The 15,400-nt window shown below is 72.1% G+C and carries 10 protein-coding genes; 4 read left to right on the top strand and 6 right to left on the bottom strand.

The window, feature by feature from the left end; genetic code table 11:
- Nucleotides 1-36: 36 nt before the first annotated feature.
- Nucleotides 37-912: a hypothetical protein gene (locus ACWFRJ_RS28015; protein WP_453536540.1), complete on the top strand. Its 876-nt coding sequence runs from the start codon at nt 37-39 to the stop codon at nt 910-912.
- A gap of 172 nt (nt 913-1,084) precedes the next feature.
- On the opposite strand, the gene ACWFRJ_RS28010 is transcribed toward ACWFRJ_RS28015, so the two are convergent.
- Nucleotides 1,085-2,818, bottom strand: a complete 1,734-nt coding sequence (locus tag ACWFRJ_RS28010; RefSeq protein ID WP_453536537.1) for a cell division protein PerM — start codon at nt 2,816-2,818, stop codon at nt 1,085-1,087.
- 158 nt (nt 2,819-2,976) lie between these two features.
- On the opposite strand from ACWFRJ_RS28010, the gene ACWFRJ_RS28005 reads away from it, so the two are divergent.
- Nucleotides 2,977-4,236 carry a sigma factor-like helix-turn-helix DNA-binding protein gene (locus ACWFRJ_RS28005; RefSeq protein ID WP_453536534.1) on the top strand — a complete coding sequence of 420 codons (1,260 nt, stop codon included), beginning with the start codon at nt 2,977-2,979 and terminating at the stop codon, nt 4,234-4,236.
- A 119-nt stretch (nt 4,237-4,355) separates the two neighbouring features.
- Here ACWFRJ_RS28005 and sucD read toward each other — a convergent pair whose 3' ends face one another.
- The 5 genes from sucD to ACWFRJ_RS27980 form a co-directional block, all read right to left on the bottom strand.
- On the bottom strand, nt 4,356-5,240 hold the full coding sequence (sucD, locus tag ACWFRJ_RS28000; RefSeq protein WP_453536531.1) for a succinate--CoA ligase subunit alpha: 885 nt from the start codon (nt 5,238-5,240) through the stop codon (nt 4,356-4,358).
- Nucleotides 5,241-5,259: 19 nt separating this feature from the next.
- Entirely contained in the window at nt 5,260-6,438 is a 1,179-nt protein-coding gene (gene sucC, locus ACWFRJ_RS27995) for an ADP-forming succinate--CoA ligase subunit beta (RefSeq protein ID WP_453536528.1), read from the bottom strand.
- A gap of 288 nt (nt 6,439-6,726) precedes the next feature.
- Nucleotides 6,727-7,878: a vWA domain-containing protein gene (locus tag ACWFRJ_RS27990; RefSeq protein WP_453536526.1), complete on the bottom strand. Its 1,152-nt coding sequence runs from the start codon at nt 7,876-7,878 to the stop codon at nt 6,727-6,729.
- 323 nt (nt 7,879-8,201) lie between these two features.
- Entirely contained in the window at nt 8,202-10,736 is a 2,535-nt protein-coding gene (locus tag ACWFRJ_RS27985; RefSeq protein WP_453536523.1) for a DUF5682 family protein, read from the bottom strand.
- Between the two features lie 93 nt (nt 10,737-10,829).
- Nucleotides 10,830-11,951 (bottom strand): ATP-binding protein, encoded by a 1,122-nt coding sequence (locus tag ACWFRJ_RS27980; protein ID WP_453536520.1) that lies wholly within the window; start codon nt 11,949-11,951, stop codon nt 10,830-10,832.
- A 155-nt stretch (nt 11,952-12,106) separates the two neighbouring features.
- Here ACWFRJ_RS27980 and ACWFRJ_RS27975 point away from each other — a divergent pair, with 155 nt between their 5' ends.
- Together ACWFRJ_RS27975 and ACWFRJ_RS27970 are read left to right on the top strand one after the other, a co-directional pair.
- Nucleotides 12,107-13,519 carry an SWIM zinc finger family protein gene (locus ACWFRJ_RS27975; RefSeq protein ID WP_453536517.1) on the top strand — a complete coding sequence of 471 codons (1,413 nt, stop codon included), beginning with the start codon at nt 12,107-12,109 and terminating at the stop codon, nt 13,517-13,519.
- A gap of 167 nt (nt 13,520-13,686) precedes the next feature.
- Nucleotides 13,687-15,381 carry a DUF5691 domain-containing protein gene (locus ACWFRJ_RS27970; protein WP_453536514.1) on the top strand — a complete coding sequence of 565 codons (1,695 nt, stop codon included), beginning with the start codon at nt 13,687-13,689 and terminating at the stop codon, nt 15,379-15,381.
- Nucleotides 15,382-15,400 lie beyond the last annotated feature (19 nt).

The raw sequence follows: 15,400 nt of genomic DNA, 5'->3' as shown, positions 1-15,400 counted from the left end.
AGAAGCTCGCTCGACCAAGGGGAAGACGCACACCTGATGCCGGACCGTAGCCTCCGCCACCCGCTGTCCTTCGCGTTCGGGTTGACGCACGGAGGGGAGCGCGGCTCGACGCTGCTGCGCGACGGCCGCCCGTCGTCCCCGCCGCAGGACTCCCAGGACTCCGGGAGCTCCGGCTCCTCCGGCTCGGGCAGTTCCGGCAGTTCCGGGGGCTCGGGCAGTTCTGGCAGCTCCGGCAGTTCCGGGAAGAAGGACGACAATCCGTTCGCGCCGCCGCCGGAGGGGACGCCGGACAAGCCGTGGCGGCCCCGCCCCGGCAACGGCGGCGACGGCTCCGACGACCAGGGCCACTCCCCCTGGGGCAGCCAGTGGAGCGACCGGCAGCCCGGGCGCGCCCAGGGCGGCGGCTTCGGCGAGCGGCCCGGCCAGCAGGGTGGGGGCGGGGGCCAGGGCGGTCCCGACGGTCCTTCCGGCTCCGGATCCGGCAGCGGCATGCGCTGGGACCCGACCGACCCGGCCCAGCGCCGCGCACGGTACGCCCTGCTCTCCGGCATGTGGGCCTTCTTCTTCGCGCTCTTCGGCTGGCGGTCCGTCGCCCTGCTCCTGGGCGCGCTCGCGCTGAACTGGGGCATCAGCGCGCTGCGGGCCAAGCCGAAGCAGCCGGACCCGACGGCGCCCGCCGCGCAGCAGCCCGCGGCCGACCTCACGAGCACCAAGCCGCAGCGGACGGCGGCGATCAGCGGCCTGGTGACGGCGTCGCTCGCCCTGGCGATGGTGGCGGCGACGTTCGCGGCGCAGATGGTGTACCGCGACTACTACACGTGCGCCAGCGACGCCCTCACGACCCAGTCGCAGCAGCAGTGCAACGACCTCCTGCCGAAGCAGCTGCGGCCACTGCTGGGCGAGCAGGACTGACGCTGGTCCGGGGTGGGCGGAGGCGGGTCTTCGGGCTCCGTCCCGCCTCCGCCCGGCCCCACTGGGTGCCGCGGCAGGCGCTCCTCTTCAGTCGCGTCCCTCAGCACCGTCCAGCGCGCCTCACGTCACGGCAAGCGCCGTCGTGCCACTCCGACAAGCCCCGCCCCACCCCTCAAGACCCCGGAGGCCGCTCCTCCTTGCTCGCGTCCCTCAGCGCCGCCCAGCGCGCCTCGCGGGACGTGTCGTCGTGCCAGTCCGCCATGCCCCAGTCCACCGTGTCCACCGCCGGTGTGCGCGGCAGGAAGTCGTACGGCTCGAACGGCTCCGAGGCCGGAGTCGGCGGCTCCGGAGGCGGTGGGCTCTGGCGGCGGCGAGAGAGCTGGGGGAGGCGTGGGCGGAGGGCGCGAAGACGGGGCATGCGCAGGCGCGGAACGCGCAGGTGCGGGAGTCGTAGCTGAGGGACGCGTGGTCTTGGCAGCCTGAGCCAGGTACGACGCGGGGTGGGCTCTTTCGACGTGGTCCCGTCAGGCGTAGCCACGCCCGGCGCAGTGCCGCCCGGGGTGGTGCCGCCCAGCGCGGTGCCGCCCGGCGAAGTCCCGCGTGTCGCCGTCCGGTGTGTCCGCAAGCGCCAGGCCCGGACCAGCAGCGCGAACGGCACCCCCACCGCCGCCGTCCACCCCAGCGCCGCCGCCCCCGTCTGCCACCACACAGGACCGAACTCGGCCAGGACGGCCACGCCCATCGGGCCGCCCGCCAGCGCCGCGAGCCCCGCCATGGCCGCCCCGCACAGCGCCGCAGCCACCACCGCGACCAGCGCCGTCCGCCCCCGTGACCACACCCCGTCGCGCTCCCCGGAGGCAGGCGCCGCCGCCCCCGCCGTGAACCAGGCGACCGCGATGCCCGCCCCCACAGGCACCGCTCCCGCCGCCCACGTCAGAGGCGACCCCGGCCCTTCCCCCGGCACCGCGGCGAGCAACGGGAAGGCAGGAAGCATCGGCCCCGCGCTCACAGCGAGCGGCCCCGCCGTGCTCCCCGTGCCGAGCGCGAACCCGGGGCCGAGGCTGTACGCGGCGCCCCACACCGCCGCGTTCGGCACAAGCGCCATGGCAAGCAGCAGCACCGCGAACCGGCCCGACCACACGTCCGTGACCTGCGCGAACGACGCCTTCGCAAGACCGCCGTGCAGGACGAGGGACCCCGCGACGAGGAGCGCTCCCCCACCGACGAGGACCAGCGCCCCGGCCGCCGCTGCCCTAGTGACGGCGCGGACGTATCGACGTACGAAGAAGGGACGTACCCGCGCGGGCAGCGCGCGAAGACCCGCCCGCACCACGCCCGGCAGCGGGCTCCCGGGCCGTCCGAGCGCCGTCCAGACCCCGACCGCCGCCGCGCCCCCCACGAGCAGCGGCATGTGCAGGGCGGCGCTCGGCCACGACGGCCGCAGCTCGCCCCCAGCCGCGTACAGGGTCGCGGCGGCGCCGACCAGCAGATAGCCGCCGACCACCCCGCACCACGCGGTCCGCGGCGCCATCCCCCGCTCCTGCGGATCCGCCGCGACCCGCGCCGCCCGGTGCGCCAGCCAGCCGGGAAGTACCACCAGGAGCAAGGGCGTGACGCCGAGCGGCGCCGGTGCCCCGGAGAGCGTGTCGGTCCTGATCAGCTCCGTGCCGTGGGCGATGAGCCAGACCGCGGCGGCGACATGCAGCGCCCCGCCGGGCCCGCTGTCCGGATAGGGCGAGCTGATCCAGAGGACCATCACCAGGACGGCCGACGAGCCGAGCCCGAGCCCGGCCGCCACGGCCCCTCCGAACAGGCACGTCGCAAGCCCGGGCCGACGGTCGCGCACCCGCTGGATCAGCGGTTTGAGGGGCGGCAACGGTGAGCTGCGGTCGGTGATATGAGTCACGTCACCATGCTCCCAACGACACGCGCTTTCTCCTCGTAACAGGCGAATACCGGATGTGTCGCTCAAGATATGTTTATGTACTTTTTCGTACGACGGATCAGTCACGCCCGGCTACCCGCCGCACGAAGGCCCACGGCCCACGGCGCGGAGAGTCCGACATGACCCAGAGCCATGCCACACCGTTGCCGTCCCCCAAGGAACGGCGTCGCCTGCGCGAGGCGAAGTCCCTGAGCCAGGCCGACATCGCGGCCCGGGTGGGCGTCACCCGGGAGACGGTCCGCTCCTGGGAGTCGGGCCGCTCGGCGCCGCGCGGCCGCAGGCGTGAGGTCTACACGAGGCTGCTCGCCGAACTCGCGAACGAGCAGACCGTCGCGGGCAAGCGGGGCAAGCAGGGCATGCGCTCCGCGCGGCGCACCAGTTGGGCCCGGGACCTGCCGCAGCCGCCGGTCCAGGACACCAAGGGCGACAAGTCTCCCGCGCGGATCCCGGTGGGCGCCGCGATAAACGGCCACACGCGGCCCGAGCCGGTGGCGCGGGCAGCGACGGCCGTCGCTCAGGCCGAGCCGAAGCCGGGGCCGGGGACTGTGGTGGAGTCAGGGGCGCCGGAGTCCACCGCCGGGGCAACGCCCGCCGAAGCCTTCGACGCGCTCTGCTCGACCTGCGGCCCCGGCCTCGTACGCCAGACCTACCTGCTCACCGGCCGCCGCACCCTCGCCCAGGAATCCGTGGAGCGCGCCTTCCAGCTCGCCTGGCAGCGCTGGCCCGAGGTCGCCGTCGACCGCGACCCCGCCGGCTGGGTGCGCGCGGCGGCGTACGAGTACGCGATGTCCCCCTGGCACCGCCTGCGCCCCGCCCACCGCCACCCGGACGCCCCGCCCGCGGCGCTGGACGACCGCGCGTTCCTCAAGGTCCTTATGAGCCTGCCGCCCGCGCAGCGCCGCACCCTGCTGCTCTACGACGGCGTCGGGCTCGATCTGCCCGAGACCGCAGCCGAGACGGAGGCGAGCACTCCCGCGGCGGCCAACCGGCTGCTGCACGCCCGCGAGACGATCACCGAGCGGCTCCCCGAACTGGCGGCGACACCCGAAGCCCTGCACCAGCGCCTCGGCGAACTGTGCGGGGCGGAGAAGCTGCGGTCCCCGAACGCGGGCCTGGTACGCACCGGAAGCGAACACCGTGCCCGCTTCTGGACCCGGGCGGCGATCGCCTTCACCGCCCTGATCGTCGGCGCGACGGCCCTCACCCTCAGAACCGCCCCCACGCACTACGAGCCGCCCCAGTCCCCCGGAAAGGCCATCAGCGGCGTACCGCCCCGGATGGGCCCGGGCCACCTCACGTACGCGGACCAGATCCTCCACAAGAAGCTCCGCGAGGACTTGTCGAACGGCCCGGAGAAACTGACGCCGCTGGCGAGATGAGGAGCGCCGAGCGCCCCTTTAGGGGCGCGGGGAACTGCGCGCCCAGCCACGGCCGACCCGCAGGTCACAACGCAAAGTGGGCCGCACCTCGCATGAGGTGCGGCCCACTTTGAACACTGCTAGCCCGCGAGAATGGCTCGCGCAAGCTTCGCCGTCTCGGTCGGCGTCTTGCCGACCTTGACGCCCGCGGCCTCGAGGGCCTCCTTCTTGGCCTGCGCGGTGCCGGAGGAGCCGGAGACGATGGCGCCGGCGTGGCCCATGGTCTTGCCCTCGGGCGCCGTGAAGCCGGCGACGTAGCCGACGACCGGCTTCGTCACGTTGGCCTTGATGTAGTCCGCCGCACGCTCCTCGGCGTCGCCGCCGATCTCGCCGATCATGACGATCAGGTCGGTCTCGGGGTCGGCCTCGAACGCCTCGAGGGCGTCGATGTGCGTCGTGCCGATGACGGGGTCGCCACCGATGCCGACGGCCGAGGAGAAGCCGATGTCACGGAGCTCGTACATCATCTGGTACGTCAGCGTGCCGGACTTCGAGACCAGGCCGATACGGCCCGGCTTCGTGATGTCGCCCGGGATGATGCCGGCGTTCGACTGGCCCGGCGTGATGAGACCGGGGCAGTTCGGGCCGATGATGCGGGTCTTGTTGCCCTTCGACTTCGCGTACGCCCAGAAGGCGGCGGAGTCGTGGACGGCGATGCCCTCGGTGATGACGACCGCGAGGGGGATCTCGGCGTCGATGGCCTCGACGACGGCGGCCTTGGAGAAGGCCGGCGGCACGAAGAGGACGGAGACGTTGGCGCCCGTCTTCTCGATCGCCTCGGCGACGGAGCCGAATACCGGTACCTCGGTGCCGTCGAAGTCGACGGACGTGCCGGCCTTGCGCGGGTTCACGCCGCCGACGATGTTCGTGCCGTCGCCGAGCATGAGCTTGGTGTGCTTCATGCCCGTGGCACCGGTCATGCCCTGGACGATGACCTTGCTGTCCTTGGTCAGGAAGATAGCCATGGTGTTCTGACCTGGTCCCTTACTTCGCAGCCGCGAGCTCGGCGGCCTTGTCGGCCGCGCCGTCCATGGTGTCCACGCGCTGTACGAGCGGGTGGTTGGCGTCCGACAGGATCTTGCGACCCAGCTCCGCGTTGTTGCCGTCGAGACGGACGACCAGCGGCTTGGTGACTTCCTCGCCCTTGGACTTGAGAAGCTCGAGCGCCTGGACGATGCCGTTGGCGACCTCGTCGCACGCGGTGATGCCACCGAAGACGTTGACGAAGACGGACTTGACGTCCGGGTCGCCGAGGATGATCTCCAGGCCGTTCGCCATGACCTCGGCCGAAGCGCCGCCGCCGATGTCGAGGAAGTTGGCCGGCTTGACGTTGTTGTGCGCCTCACCGGCGTACGCGACGACGTCGAGGGTGCTCATGACGAGACCCGCGCCGTTGCCGATGATGCCGACCTCGCCGTCGAGCTTGACGTAGTTGAGGTTCTTGGCCTTGGCAGCAGCCTCGAGCGGGTTGGCTGCGTCCTTGTCCTCGAGGGCCTCGTGGTCGGCCTGGCGGAAGTCGGCGTTCTCGTCGAGCGAGACCTTGCCGTCAAGGGCCAGGATGCGGCCGTCCTTGGTCTTCACCAGCGGGTTGACCTCGACGAGGAGCGCGTCCTCGGCGACGAAGGTGTCCCACAGGGTCACCATGGCCTCGGCGACACCCTCGGCCACATCGGCCGGGAACTTCGCCTGGGCCACGATCTCGCGGGCCTTGACGATGTCCACGCCGTCGACGGCGTTGACCGGGACCTTCGCGAGGGCCTCGGGGGTCTTCTCCGCGACCTCCTCGATGTCCATGCCGCCCTGCACCGACGCCATGGCGAGGAAGGTGCGGTTGGTGCGGTCGAGGAGGTACGAGACGTAGTACTCAGCCTCGATCTCCGGGGACAGCTCGGCGATCATCACCTTGTGGACCGTGTGGCCCTTGATGTCCATCCCGAGGATGTCCGTCGCGCGAGCGACGGCCTCGTCCGGGTTGGCGGCCAGCTTCACGCCGCCGGCCTTGCCGCGGCCACCGACCTTCACCTGTGCCTTGACGACCGACTTGCCGCCCAGCTTCTCGGTGGCCTCGCGCGCCGCCTCAGGCGTGTCGATGACTTCACCGGCCAGCACCGGTACACCGTGCTTGGCGAAGAGGTCCCTCGCCTGGTACTCGAACAGGTCCACGCGCGTCCGTCCCTTTTCCGTGATCTCGCTGCGATCTCGCTGCTTTGTGGTCAGCTGTCTGCGTGGGCGTGCCGCGGAGGGCAACGTGACTGCGCTGTCACAAGAGAGGCGTAGGACGGAGTCCGGTACGCGGCATGTCCGTCTCGCAGGTTATCGCCGTGGGCCGCAGGTCCCTAAATCGCAGATCGCATTTGGGCGGTGATGACTGTCACAGATCGCGGATCCGGGTAGCGGGAGGGCGACCGCTGTGGTGACAAGGGCCACTCGTTTGCTCCTGTGATCAGGTGATCAGCGGTGCCTGTTCATGTCCGGTATCGGGAGAGGGCGTTTTTCGATCGCCGCCGCCATCACCTCGGGGAAGAGGTCCGGGGTGCATGCGAAGGCCGGTGCGTCCAGTGCGGAGAGCGCCGCCGCGTGCTCCCGGTCGTACGCGGGTGTCCCCTCGTCGGAGAGCGCGAGCAGCGTCACGAACTGCACCCCGGACGCCTTCATCGCCGCGACCCGCTTCAGCATCTCGTTGCGTATGCCCCCTTCGTAGAGGTCGCTGATGAGTACGACGACAGTGTCGGCGGGGCGGGTGATCTGCGACTGGCAGTACGCGAGCGCCCGGTTGATGTCGGTCCCACCCCCCAACTGCGTGCCGAACAGGACATCCACCGGGTCGTCGAGCTGATCGGTGAGGTCGACGACGTTCGTGTCGAAGACGACGAGCCGCGTGTTGAGCGACCGCATCGACCCGAGCACGGCACCGAACACCGAGGCGTAGACGACGGACGCCGCCATCGAGCCCGACTGGTCGATGCAGAGGATGACCTCCTTCTTCACGGACTGCGCTGCCCGCCCGTACCCGATGAGCCGCTCGGGCACGATCGTCTTGTACTCCGGCAGGTAGTTCTTGAGGTTGGCCGCGATCGTGCGGTTCCAGTCGATGTCGTGGTGGCGCGGCCTGCTGACGCGGGCGCTGCGGTCGAGCGCACCGGTGAGGGTGGCGCGGGTGCGCGTGGCGAGCCGCTTCTCCAGGTCCTCGACGACCTTGCGCACGACGGCCCGCGCGGTCTCCTTGGTGGTCTCCGGCATGGCCTTGTTGAGGGAGAGAAGCGTCCCGACCAGATGCACGTCGGCATCCACTGCCTCCAGCATCTCCGGCTCCAGGAGCAGCGTGGAGAGGCCGAGCCGCTCGATGGCGTCGCGCTGCATGACCTGGACGACGGACGAGGGGAAGTACGTCCGGATGTCCCCGAGCCAGCGCGACACGGACGGCGCGGACGCCCCGAGCCCCGCCGAACGGTCCCGCCCCCGGTCCCCTCCCCCGTACAACGCACCCAGCGCCCCGTCCATCGCCGCGTCCCGGCCGACGAGCTCGCACCCCGTGCCATCCGCCGCACCCCCGCCGAGCACAAGCCGCCACCTCCGCAGCCGCTCCTCCGCACGATCCGACACCGGACCACGCGCCCCATCCGGTCCCGTGCCCAGCACCACGCTCACGCCGTGGTCTGCCCCCGCCACAGCTGGGGTTGCTGCCCCTGCTTGAGCATCGGCCACCGCCCCGACCTGAGCTGAAGTTGCTGCCCCTGCCCGAGCATCGGCCACCGCCCCAGCCAGAGCTGTGGCTGCCGTCATGCCCTGGGGCACAGCTGCCGCCCCGTCTTGAGCCACGCCCGCCCCCGCCTCCACGGTCACACCCTGCGCCGCCTCCGCTGCCGCTCCCGCAGTCACGTCCCCCGCCGCTCCCAGAGCCACTACCTCAGCCATGTCGTGTGCCATCAGCCCACCCCCACAAGCTCGTCACCGTCACCGTCACCGTCACCAAGCCCGGCCCCAGCCCCGGGCTCAGACCTGCCCCCGCTCCCGCCCCTGACCCCGGCCCCGGCCCCGAGCAACAGACTCAGCACCGGCAGAACGGCATCCGCGCGCTCAGCGTCGAGCTCGGCCCCGAAGCCAGGTATCCCACCGGCAACGCCCAAGCCGCCTCCACCCGCCGCCGGCCCACGTCTCACCAGCTCGCCCAGAGTCCTCCGCACTCCCGGTTCGTACGCCGAGAAGGTGCGCCGCAGCAGGGGCAGCACGTCGGTGAAAGCTCGGTCAGGAACCCCGCTCAACCAGTCGTCGACGAGCCCGAGCAGCCGCTCGTCGTGCACGAGCAACATGCCGCCCCCGGACCCACCGCCCACGAACCCCTCGATCCAGGCGGCGGCTTCAGCGGGTTCGGTCCCCCGGGACAGGGCGAGCCCCATGAATCGAGCGGCCTCCCCCTCGGCCAACTCCCCGCCGTCCATCAGGATCCGCACACACCGCCCGCGCACCACCCCGGCAATGCTGTCCCGCTCCCCCAACACCCTCAACACGGAGAACCACCGCCCCTGCATACGAGCCGCCCTCTCCCCTGAAGACGTAGAGGAAGAGGAAGAGGAAGAGGGAGAGGGAGAGGGAGAGGTCGGAGCAGCGGCCGGAGCAGGAGCAGCAGCGGCAGGAGCAGGCGCACCCCCATCGCCCAACTCCCCCAGCAAACCCACCGCCTGGTGAACCGCGTCCACATGCCCCCGCATCTCCAGCGCCGCATCCTGGTCGAGCCCCGCACAGGCAGGAGGCAGTCCGACGAACACCCGCTCGGCAAGCCCCCCGGCCACCTCGCCGAGCGCGGCGGTGTCCGTCCCCCGCACATCCCCGTACCGAAGCGACCGCACCAACGCGGGCAACGCCTGCGCCAGATGCCCGACGTCCGCGTCCAGCGCCGCCCGGTCCGCCAGGACCCGCATCACCACCGGCAACGCCTGCGGCAACTCGGCCAGCAGACACCGCTCGGCCAGCGCGGTGACATCGGCCAGCGCGCTCGCCCCGACGGCATCGGACTCGGCCCGAGCGGTGGCCGCCGACACCACGGTCGTGCCCCACACTCCCGCCTCCGCCACCCGCACGGAGAGCTCCGGCTCCCACCGCAGCCGCCAGGTCTCCCGGAACGTACCCGTACTCCCCCGCGACGCCACAGGCTCGCCCCAGCTGATCCCGAGCAGCCGGAGCCGATGCAGCAGCCTGCTGCGAGCCGCGTCCGTCTCCTTGCGCAGATCGAGCTCCAACTCCCGCTCGAAAGCCTCCGGTTTGAGCCGGAGCTTCCGCTGGAGGCGCGTGAGATCGCGCTGCAACGGCACCGCCGGCGCGGAATCCGGCACCTCCCCGAGCACGTCCCCGACGACGAGCTTGTCGTGCACGAGGGAGAGCGGCACGTCGGAGCCCTCGCACATCACCGCCCGGATCGCGTCCGTCGTCTCGGTGAGCCCCGGCAGCGGGCGCCCCCGCATCACGGCGAGCGTCTCCGCGAGCCGTACCGCCTCGATGACATGCGCGGACGACACGAGCCTGTCCTCGTCCCGAAGGAGCCGCGCGACCTTGGTCAGCCAGCGCTCGACGGGGCGGTCGGGCGCGCCGAACAGATGCCCGTACCAGCCGGGCGAGGCGATCCCCGCTCCGTATCCACTCGCCCGGGAGAGACGGCGGTGCGTCCAGGGCACCCAGGTCATGTCGACCTTCACCTTGGGCAGCCCCTTGAGCAGCGCCCGGTCGGCCGCCACGGTCACCTTCTGCCGCAGCGCGGGCACATGCCACGCCCCGCACACGACCGCGACGTCGTCCGCTCCGAACTCCCGCTGCGCTGCCCGCACCTGGATCCGCATGTACGCCTCGCGCACCAGGTCACGGTCGTGCCCGCCGGTCCCGTACTCCTCGCGCAGCACCCCCATGGCCTCTCCGAGTGCTTCGAACGGCGCGAACGCGTCACCGCCCCCGCCCCGGTGCTCGACGACGTCCTCCCACCACCGCTCGGGATCGTCGTACCCGGCGGTCTCCGCGAGCACCGCAAGAGGATCGATCCGCACCGCGTCCGCGTCCCCGTCCCCCGAAGGTCCGGAGGCGCCGGGCTCCCTCTCCGGCGCGTCCTCCGTCTCCTCCGCTCCCGCCAGCGAATGCGCCGCCGGAAGGTCCATGAACCGGACCGGAACCCCGGCCCCTGCGGCCCACTTGATCGCGACCCACTCCGGTGAGAACTCGGCCAGCGGCCAGAACGCCGACCTGCCCGGTTCGTCCACGACGTGCGCAAGGAGCGCGACCGGCGGCCGCATATCCTCCTCCGCCGCGAGCGCCACCAGCGCGTCGGCCTCCGGCGGTCCCTCGATCAGGACCACACGGGGCGCGCCTTCCTCAAGCGCTGCCCGCACCGCACGCGCAGACCCAGGCCCGTGATGCCGCACCCCCAGCAGCAACGGCCCCTCGCCAGCCCGAGTCGTCCCCCGCACCTCGTCGCTCATGTCCGCCCCTCCCCGTCTCCCGCGAACCAGCCACCGTCACAGCCACACCCACATCAGTCACAGCCACAGCCACACCCGTCACAGCCGCCCCCCTCACACGCTCACCTCACGGCACGCGCGGTAGAAGTCCTTCCAGCCGTCCCGCTCACGGACCACCGCCTCCAGGTACTCCTGCCAGATCACCCGGTCCGCCGCCGGATCGCGGACGACCGCGCCGAGAATGCCCGCGGCGACATCGCCCGGCCGCAGCACGCCGTCCCCGAAATGGGCCGCAAGCGCTAGGCCGTTGGTCACGACGGAGATCGCCTCGGCCGTGGAGAGCGTGCCGCTCGGCGACTTCACCTTCGTACGGCCGTCGGCCGTGACCCCGTCCCGCAGCTCGCGGAAGACGGTGACGACGCGGCGTATCTCATCGATCCCCTCGGGCCCGGCGGGCAGATCGAGCGAGCGCCCGATCTGATCGACGCGGCGCGAGACGATGTCGACCTCGGCGTCGGCGCTCTCCGGCAGGGGAAGGACCACGGTGTTGAAGCGGCGGCGCAGAGCGCTCGACAGGTCGTTGACCCCGCGGTCGCGGTTGTTGGCCGTGGCGATCAGGTTGAAGCCTCGGACGGCCTGCACCTCCTGCCCCAACTCCGGTATGGGGAGGGTCTTTTCCGACAGGATCGTGATCAATGTGTCCTGCACGTCGGCGGGGATGCGGGTCAGCTCCTCGACCCTCGCCGTCATGCCGTCGGACATGGCCCGCATGACAGGGCTGGGCACGAGCGCGTCGCGGCTGGGGCCGTGCGCGAGCAGCTGCGCGTAGTTCCAGCCGTACCGGATCGCCTCCTCCGGCGTCCCTGCCGTGCCCTGCACGAGCAGCGTCGAGTCCCCGCTGACGGCAGCCGCCAGATGCTCGGACACCCAGGTCTTCGCGGTGCCGGGCACGCCGAGCAGGAGCAGGGCACGGTCCGTGGCGAGGGTGGTGACGGCGACCTCGACGATGCGGCGCGGCCCCACGTACTTCGGCGAGATCACCGTCCCGTCGGGCAATGTCCCACCGAGCAGATACGTCGCGACCGCCCACGGCGAGAGCCGCCAGCGGGCGGGCCGGGGCCGGTCGTCCTGCGCGGCGAGCGCGGCCAGTTCGGCGGCGAAAGCGTACTCGGCGTGCGGACGCAGCACCTCCGCCTCGCCCGTTGTCGAGGTCGTCGAGTCGATGGACACGGTCATGGAGCGATCCCCCTCCAACTCGTCCGGACACGTCTGGCCCGGATGTGGTTCCAACCGTGCACCACGCCACTGACAATCGACCCTCAAACCCCTCTGACCTGCACAGACATCAGATGCGAGACCGATTGTCAGTGGTGGGACCTACCGTCGAAGACATGACTCAGCAGGGGGTGCGCTGGACGGCGGATCAGGTCCTTGCCTTGGCGCCTGATGCCCCGTCACGCAAGGCGGGAAGCAAGCTCGGCGTCGCAGGGCCATGGTCGGAGGCAGGCAGTTCGGTCGAGGGGGCGGTGTGGGGACTGTGCAAGGGAAGTGGCAGCAAGCCGTATCAGACGGTCGTCGACATCGCGGACGTCACGGGCGCGGCGGGCCCGGCGTACAAGTGCAGTTGTCCGAGCCGCAAGTTCCCGTGCAAGCACGCGCTCGGGCTTCTGCTGCTCTGGGCGGGTGGCGAGGAGCCCTTTGGCCTGGTGCCGGACGATTCGGCGGCGGACGATTCGCCGCCGGACGCACAGCCACCGGCCTGGGCGCAGGAGTGGCTGGCGGGGCGTCGCAAAAGAGCGGAGCCCAAGCGGACTTCGGACGCGGCGCCGGGCTCGGCGACCGCTGACCCCGAGGCCGCGCGCCGCAGGGCGGAACGGCGGGCCGAGCGGGTCACGGCGGGGGTGACGGAGCTGGAGCAGCGCCTCTCAGATCTGCTGCGGGGCGGCATAGCCTCCGCCGAACAGTCGGGGTACGGGCTGTGGGACGAGACGGCGGCCCGCATGGTCGACGCACAGGCGCCCGGACTCGCCTCGCGTGTGCGGGAATTGGGAGCCATTCCCTCCTCCGGGCCCGGCTGGCCGGTGCGGATGCTGGAGGAGTGCGCCCTCCTCCACCTCCTCGCCCAGGGCTGGCTGCACCGCGAGCAGCTGCCGGAGGCTCTGGCGGCCACGGTCCGCTCCCGCATAGGCCTGCCCACGTCGGCGGAGGGCCGGCCGGTGCGGGACCGCTGGCTGGTGCTCTCGCAGTACGACACGGCGGACAGCAAGCTCACCACCCGCCGGATATGGCTGTACGGCGCGGAGTCGGGACGGACGGCCCTGCTCCTGTCGTACGGAGCCGCAGGCCGCGCACCCGCACTCGCACTGCCGGTCGGCCTCGCCCTCGACGCCGAGCTGACCGCGTATCCGGGTGCGGGGCAGCTGCGGGCCGACCTGGGCGAACAGTTCAGCGCTCCCGTACCGGTGGCGGTCCGGCCGTCGGGCGTACGGACGGAACAGGCCGCGAGTCGTTACGGCGAGGTGCTGCGGGACGACCCCTGGCTGGATTCCTGGCCGGTGACGCTGAGCGAAGTGATACCGACCCCTCACCCGGACCCGGCCTCCGGCAGCTGGCAATTGGCGGACTCGGACGGCGACATGGCCCTGCCCATCACCCCTTCCGCAGCGGCCCGAGCGGGCCTGTGGCGCTTGGTGGCACTCTCCGGAGGCGCTCCGGTGACGGTCTTCGGCGAGTGTGGTCACGAGGGCTTCACCCCTCTGACGGCCTGGCCGCGCGGAGTGGGGGAGGCGGTGGCCCTGTGCTGACCGCCCTGCGGGAACCGACGCGTTCGCGGAGCAGCTCCGGGTTCGCGCGGTGCATCGCGGGGGCCATCGGAACACCGCAGTGCCGCAACACCGCAGTGCCGCAGTGCCGCAGTGCCGCAAGGTCCGCTGAGCGTCCCTCGGCAGATCCGCCCGAGAGAGGAGTCACCATGACCGCCACCACCGCACCCGCCGCGACCACCGCACTCACTGAAGCGACCGTCGCCCCCTGGGAAGACCTGGTCACCGCCGCGCTCCTCGGCACCGACCGCCGCACGCCACCCGTACGCGCCCAGGACAAGGACGCGCCGACCGCCCTGCTGGACGCGGCGGCCGTGCAGACCGTCCGGCGCAGAGCCGGTCTGTGCCCCGCGCCCGCCGCGACACCTCCCGGACCTGTCGCAGACGACCCCAGGCCCCTGGTACCGCCCGCAGCACGGCAGAGGCTCGCCACGCTGCTCACCGACCATCCCGGCGCGGGCGGCGGCGGGCGTCGGGGTGCGGTGCCCGACCTGATGGAACTGCTGCCCCAATGGCTGGCGTTGGCCAACGACCGCGGCTTCGCGGCGCCGCCCGAGCTGCTTCCGGCCCTCCTGAACGCGGCCCGCGGGCGCACGGACCTGCGTCCGCAGGCACTCGCCTTCGCGGGCCCGCGCGCCCTGTGGCTGGCGCGGCTCAACCCGGACTGGAAGTTCGCGCTCCGCTCCACTCCGGGAGGCGGGGTGTCCCTGCCCGCACCGGAGGAGACGGCCCAGGTCCAACAGCTCTGGGAGGAGGGCCTATTCGCCGAGCGCGTCGCCCTGCTCAGCGCGGTGCGGGCCCACGACCCAGCCGCCGCGCGGGACCTGCTCGCCGCCACCTGGAGCACGGAGCGGGCCGAGGACCGCCTGATGTTCCTCGATTCCCTGCGTACCCAACTGTCCGAAGCCGACGAGCCGTTCCTGGAACAGGCCCTCACCGACCGCAGCCGCAACGTCCGCGCCACGGCGGCCGAGCTTCTCTCCGCGCTCCCTTCCTCCGCCCTCGCCGCTCGGATGGCGGACCGCGCGGCCTCCTGCGTGGCCATCGACCACGCGCAGGGCACGAAGAGCATGCCGACGCTCACGGTCGAGGCGCCGCACGAGTGCGACGCCGGTATGGAGCGCGACGGCGTCACCCCGAAGCCGCCCGCGGGTCGCGGCGCGCGTTCCTGGTGGCTGGGTCAGTTGGTGGAGGCCGCCCCGCTCGGCACCTGGCCGCAGCGGCTCGGCGGCCGGACCCCCGTCGAGATCGTGGCGCTGCCCGTGGCCGACGACTGGCAGAGCGAGCTGCACGCCGCGTGGTGCCGCGCTGCGGTGCGGCAGCGCGACGCGGTCTGGTCCCGGGCTCTGCTCGGATCCCCCTCGTCCCCCGATGCTGCGGGGCCCGGCGCGGCGTCGCTCGCCGAGCGCGCGAAGCTCCTGGCCGCGCTGCCCGCCGGGGAGCGGGCCGACTGGGTGGCGGGGTTCATCGCGACGCACGGCCTCTCGGAGGCGTTCCAGTTGCTCGGCGTGTGCGCGCTGCCCTGGTCGGAACCGCTGGGCCGGGCGGTGGTGGACGCGCTGAACATCGCTCGGGACGCAGGGAGTTACCCCTGGAGCTTCAGTGGAGTGATGGGCCTGGCAGAGCGCTGCCTCGACCCTGCGGAGGCGGTCCGTCTCGACCTGCTGACCGCGATACCGGACGAACCGGAGGACGCGTCCCCCGGCGCTGGCGGCTACTGGTCGGAGGCCTTCCAGCGCCTGGTCAGTACGTTGCGTCTACGCGCGGCGATGCGGGCGGAGTTGGGCGCGGGGCCGTGGGAACCGGACGTGGCGCCGGAAGATCCGGGGGTGCCGTCATCTTAGGCAACCGCACTGAGGAGTT

The sequence above is a fragment of the Streptomyces sp. NPDC055239 genome, assembly GCF_053606205.1.
Note: the sequence above shows the minus strand (reverse complement) of the source record. Positions and strands in the feature narration are given on the sequence as shown.

Excerpts from the sequence above, each read along its gene's own strand:
- ACWFRJ_RS28015 (WP_453536540.1), top strand. The coding sequence starts at position 37 with ATGCCGGACCGTAGCCTCCGCCACCCGCTGTCCTTCGCGTTCGGGTTG.
- ACWFRJ_RS28005 (WP_453536534.1), top strand. The coding sequence starts at position 2,977 with ATGACCCAGAGCCATGCCACACCGTTGCCGTCCCCCAAGGAACGGCGT.
- sucD (WP_453536531.1), bottom strand. The coding sequence starts at position 5,240 with ATGGCTATCTTCCTGACCAAGGACAGCAAGGTCATCGTCCAGGGCATG.
- ACWFRJ_RS27985 (WP_453536523.1), bottom strand. The coding sequence starts at position 10,736 with ATGAGCGACGAGGTGCGGGGGACGACTCGGGCTGGCGAGGGGCCGTTG.
- ACWFRJ_RS27980 (WP_453536520.1), bottom strand. The coding sequence starts at position 11,951 with ATGACCGTGTCCATCGACTCGACGACCTCGACAACGGGCGAGGCGGAG.
- ACWFRJ_RS27975 (WP_453536517.1), top strand. The coding sequence starts at position 12,107 with ATGACTCAGCAGGGGGTGCGCTGGACGGCGGATCAGGTCCTTGCCTTG.
- ACWFRJ_RS27970 (WP_453536514.1), top strand. The coding sequence starts at position 13,687 with ATGACCGCCACCACCGCACCCGCCGCGACCACCGCACTCACTGAAGCG.